The 2,656-nt window shown below is 71.6% G+C and carries 2 protein-coding genes, 1 tRNA gene and 1 pseudogene; all 4 read left to right on the top strand.

The features are described 5' to 3' along the window. Positions 1–113: 113 nt before the first annotated feature. Positions 114–189, top strand: a tRNA-Thr gene (locus tag G6024_RS15000). 216 nt (positions 190–405) lie between these two features. Continuing rightward, the gene (locus tag G6024_RS15005; RefSeq protein ID WP_159149073.1) at positions 406–1,209 is read left to right on the top strand and encodes a crotonase/enoyl-CoA hydratase family protein; all 804 of its coding nucleotides are present in this window, start codon (positions 406–408) and stop codon (positions 1,207–1,209) included. 8 nt (positions 1,210–1,217) lie between these two features. Beyond that, entirely contained in the window at positions 1,218–2,381 is a 1,164-nt protein-coding gene (locus G6024_RS15010) for an acyl-CoA dehydrogenase family protein (protein ID WP_159149074.1), read from the top strand. Then, positions 2,378–2,656, top strand: a pseudogene (locus G6024_RS15015) (acyl-CoA dehydrogenase family protein); the annotation flags it as partial. The gene G6024_RS15010 and the pseudogene G6024_RS15015, both read left to right, overlap by 4 nt.

The following is a 2,656-nucleotide window of genomic DNA, read 5'->3' on the forward strand; positions in this document are numbered from 1 at the left end:
TCGGCCATGGTGGGCGCGATCCGCGCCGCGCTGGGCTGACGGCCGGGCGGGGGCGGGTCGTTTTTCGACGGCGGGGGTCGGTCGGATATAGTTGCTACGCCCCACAAGGGCTCGCCGCGTTAGCTCAGTCGGTAGAGCATTTCACTCGTAATGAAAAGGTCGTCGGTTCGATTCCGACACGCGGCTCCACCAGAAACTCCACGAACCCCCGTCCCCCCAGGCCGGGGTTCCGTCGTCTCACGGCCGCGGCGCCGAGCGGAGGGGCCGCGGCACCGAGCCGAGGGGACCCGCCGGCGAACGGTGACGGCGACCGGGGCCACTGGATACAGTCGGGTACCGACGAGGTGGTCCGACACCGGGCCCCCGGAACGACAACGCCGATCCCGCTACCCAGGAAGAAGCCCCATGGCCTCAACGCCCCTGCTCGTCGAGCGAGCCGACCACATCGAGACGTGGACGCTCAACCTGCCCGACGTCCGTAACCCCATCTCGGATCCGGCCATCGTCGACGCGATCTGTGAGCGGGTGGCGGTGGTCAACGCGGACCACGACGTGCGGGCGGTCGTGCTCACCGGGGCGGGATCGGCGTTCTCCGCGGGCGGCAACGTCAAGGACATGGTGGACCGGGCCGGCATGTTCGGCGGAAGTCCGTACGAGCTCCGCGACGGGTACCGCCAGGGCATCCAGCGGATCCCGCGCGCCCTGTACCACTGCGAGGTGCCGGTGGTGGCCGCGGTCAACGGGCCGGCGGTGGGCGCGGGGTGCGACCTCGCCGTGATGTGTGACCTGCGGGTCGCGTCCACCAAGGCGTGGTTCGCGGAGAGCTTCGTCCAGCTGGGCATCATCCCCGGCGACGGCGGTGCCTGGCTGCTTACCAAGGCGATCGGCCCGGCGAGAGCCGCGGAGATGGCCCTGACCGGGGACCGGGTCACGGCCGAACAGGCCGCCGAGTGGGGCCTGGTCAACCGGGTGGTCGAGCACGACGGGCTGATGGACGCCGCCCGTGAGCTGGCGGCCCGGGTGGCCAAGAACCCGCCGCACGCGGTGCGGATGGCCAAGCGCCTCCTGCGCGAGTCCCAGCACCAGTCGCTGGAGTCGCTGCTCGAGCTCTCGGCGACGATGCAGGCGCTCGCCCATCACACCGAGGATCACCGCGAGGCGCTGGCCGCGTTCGGGGAGAAGCGCGCCGGCACCTACACGGGCCGCTAGCGGTTCCGATGTCGTCACGAATCGCCCCACCGACCACCCTGGCGTCGGCGGAGATGACCGCCCTGAGGGCCGAGGTGCGGGAATTCCTCGCCGACGAGATCGCCGCAGGCCGCCTCACCCCGTGGATCGACACGTGGCTGACGAGGTGGGACGAGGACTTCACCCGCCGGTTGGCCGAGCGCGGCTGGGTGGGGATGACGATCCCCACCGAGTACGGGGGGCGGGGGCGCACCTTCCTCGAACGCTTCGTCGTGACCGAGGAGCTGCTCTCCGTGGGCGCGCCCGTCGCGGCGCAGTGGGTCGCCGACCGCCAGATCGCCCCGTCGCTACTGCGGTACGGGACCGAGGAGCAGAAGCGCGAGTACCTGCCGCGGATCGCCGCGGGCGAGTGCTGCTTCGGCATCGGGATGAGCGAGCCGGACTCGGGGTCTGATCTCGCGAGCGTGCGGACGAGGGGCGTTCGGGTCGACGGTGGCTGGTCGATTACCGGGACCAAGGTGTGGACGTCCGGGGCGCAGCACGCCGAGGCCTTCATCGCCCTGTGCCGCACCGAGCCCCTGGACACGTCGAACCGCCACGCGGGGCTCAGTCAGTTCATCGTCGACCTGCGTAGCGAGGGCGTCACCATCCGCCCGATCGTGTCGCTCTCGGGCGACCACCACTTCAACGAGGTCGTCCTCGACGAGGTGTTCGTGCCCGACTCGATGGTCTTCGGCACCCTCGCCCACGGTTGGGAGCAGGTCAACTCGGAGCTGGCCTTCGAGAGGAGCGGCCCCGAGCGGTTCCTGTCCTCCTTCCGGGTGTTCGCCGCCGAGATCGGGGCGGTCGCAGCAGGGGCACTGCCCGCCCGCGCCGACCTCGGTCGGTCCGTGGCCCGGATGGCCGGTCTGCACGCGCTCAGCCAGAACATCGCCGGGTCCCTCCAGCGGGGCGAGCCCGCGGACACCGCCGCCGCGCTGGTCAAGCTGTTGGGCACCACCACCGAGGGTGATCTCGTGGACGCGGTCTCCGCGGGCCTCGGCGACGAGTTCGCGGCCGGTGACGACCCGGTTGCGGCCGAACTGACGGACCTGCTGCGGGCGGGACTCCACCAACGCCCCGGATTCACGCTCCGCGGCGGGACCAACGAGATCCTGCGCGGCGTGATCGCGCGAGCACTGGGGATGCGATGAGCGACGCCACCGATCAGCACACCGCGTCTGCGGACCCGGCCGATACGAACGCCGCGACCGCCGACCTCGACGTCGACGAGGACCTGCTCACGATGATGGGAGACGTCCTCGCCGCGCACAACGGCGCCGACGCGAAACCGGACCCGGCTGCGGTGTGGCAGAGCCTGGTCGAGGTGGGACTGGCCCGGCTCACCGCCCCCGAGGCCGGCGGCGGGAGCGGCGCCGGATGGGCGGAGGCGGCTGCTCTGCTCCGCATGTCCGCGGCCGCGGGGGTG

The organism is Dietzia maris (assembly GCF_014144855.1).
In the GTDB taxonomy this organism is placed as follows: domain Bacteria; phylum Actinomycetota; class Actinomycetes; order Mycobacteriales; family Mycobacteriaceae; genus Dietzia; species Dietzia kunjamensis.

Coding starts and splice junctions, on each gene's coding strand:
- G6024_RS15005 (WP_159149073.1), top strand. CDS start 406: ATGGCCTCAACGCCCCTGCTCGTCGAGCGAGCCGACCACATCGAGACG.
- G6024_RS15010 (WP_159149074.1), top strand. CDS start 1,218: ATGTCGTCACGAATCGCCCCACCGACCACCCTGGCGTCGGCGGAGATG.